Annotated in this window: 3 protein-coding genes; all 3 read right to left on the minus strand. The window is 53.8% G+C overall.

What is annotated here, in order from left to right; translation table 11 throughout:
• Window positions 1-461, minus strand: a 461-nt coding sequence (locus FBQ85_29900; GenBank protein ID MDL1879345.1) for a glycoside hydrolase, incomplete at its 3' end; no start/stop codon positions are given.
• 3 nt (window positions 462-464) lie between these two features.
• Window positions 465-1,148 carry a response regulator transcription factor gene (locus FBQ85_29905; protein ID MDL1879346.1) on the minus strand — a complete coding sequence of 228 codons (684 nt, stop codon included), beginning with the start codon at window positions 1,146-1,148 and terminating at the stop codon, window positions 465-467.
• Window positions 1,126-1,804 (minus strand): HAMP domain-containing histidine kinase (locus tag FBQ85_29910; protein MDL1879347.1); only part of this gene is annotated, 679 nt, incomplete at its 5' end. The genes FBQ85_29910 and FBQ85_29905, both read right to left, overlap by 23 nt.

Below are 1,804 nucleotides of genomic sequence, written 5' to 3' on the forward strand. Positions count from 1 at the left end.
CGCACGGCGATGAGATTGTCATGATCCTTCAAAAAGGAAGGCGGCAGCAGGTAACGACGCGCGATATGATACGCCGTTTCCGGCCACGGCGGCATACGGCCTTGATAGCCGATCAAGTGGCCGTTCAAATACACTTCATCGGCGTCGTCGATGCGGCCGAGGTGGAGATGAAGCGTGCGGCCCATGGCTTTCTCCGGCAGCGAGAAACGCACACGGTACCAGGCAAAGCCGTCGTAGCCGGGGTAGCCCTCATTCTCCCAGGCCCCGGGCACTGCAATTTTTTCCCACGCCGAATCATCAAAGTCCGGATCGGCATAACTGGAATCGTCGCCGATTTCAAATTTCCAAAACCCGGCGAGATCGAGTGCCTGCCGCCAATCTTGGGCGCGGCCTTCCGCCACGAAGTTGAATGTCGCCAAAAGCATGAGGACCAACATGCGGGCGGAGTTTTTACGGTTCATAAGTTATCCAATGAATTTGTATCCAATGCCGTGAACAGTGATAATAAAATCCGGATTTGCCGGATCGCGTTCCAATTTTTTGCGTAGCTTCAAAACGTGATTATCGACGGTGCGCGTGGTTGGGCTGACCTCGTGTCCCCAAACCTGCTCCAAGAGATCGTCACGCTTCACCGTGTTGCCGCGATTGGTGATGAGGTAGTGCAGAATTTCGAACTCTTTTGGCGTCATTTCGATTTCATTGCCCTCTTTGGTCGCGCGATAATGTTTGAAATCCAATTGCACATCGCCCAAGGCAAAGCTGTCTCTCGCCTCGTCAGGAGCAGCCCCGCCGCGCCGCAAAGCCGCATGCACGCGCGCCAACAGCTCGCGCAAGCTGAACGGCTTGGTGATATAATCGTCAGCGCCCAATTCCAAGCCCAGCACTTTATCGATTTCCTGGCCGCGCGCGGTGAGCATGATGATCGGCATTTTTCTGCCTTTTGCGCGCAGTTCGCGGCAAATATCATAACCGGACATTTGCGGCAGCATGATGTCGAGCAGAATCAAATCGAACGATTCTGTCAGCGCCCGCTGCAAGCCCTGCTGGCCATTATCTTCGATCGTTACTTCGTGGCCGTCAAAAACAAGATTGTCTTGCAGGCCGCGCGCCATGTCCGGCTCATCTTCAATGATCAGTATCGTTGCCATGAAGCTCCTTATGCAATGGAAATTTTAAGCTGAACGTTGAACCCTTGCCGGGCGCGCTTTGCACCTCGACGCTGCCGTGATGTGCTTGCATGATGTGCTGCACAATCGCCAGGCCGATGCCGGCGCCCTTGGAATCTCCGCCCGCATGATCGATGCGATAAAATTTATTGAAAATCTTGTCATGATACTGCGGCGCAATGCCCCGGCCGTGGTCTGTCACGCGCACGATGGCATGCCTCTCGTTGCAATCCACTTCGACAATGATGTGCTTGTTTTGATCGCTGTATTTGATGGCATTGTCGAGTAAATTGAGAAACGCCTGCGACACGGCTTGCGCATCGCCTTTGACCGGCGGGAGGCGGTTGGCAATTTTTTCTTCAACGCGAAATTGCCGTTGCTGCAAATGAAAACGATAACTGGCAAGCGCATTGGCAATCACTTCATTCAAAAGCAGATCGTGCATTGCGAATTCCTTGCCTCCGGCTTCCAAACGCGAAAAATCGAGGACATTGTTGACCATATGCGTCAAGCGCTCGGCTTCCCGGGCAATGATGCCGTAGTATTCATGTTTTTTTTCTTCCTCACGCGCGCGGCCCAACATCAGCGTTTCCGCGAACATGCGAATCAAGCCCAACGGCGTGCGCAAGTCATGCGAG

The organism is Cytophagia bacterium CHB2 (genome assembly GCA_030263535.1).
Lineage (GTDB): Bacteria > Zhuqueibacterota > Zhuqueibacteria > Zhuqueibacterales > Zhuqueibacteraceae > Coneutiohabitans.

Bases quoted from the DNA above. Each gene is read 5' to 3' on its own strand.
- FBQ85_29905 (MDL1879346.1), bottom strand. From the start codon at position 1,148: ATGGCAACGATACTGATCATTGAAGATGAGCCGGACATGGCGCGCGGC.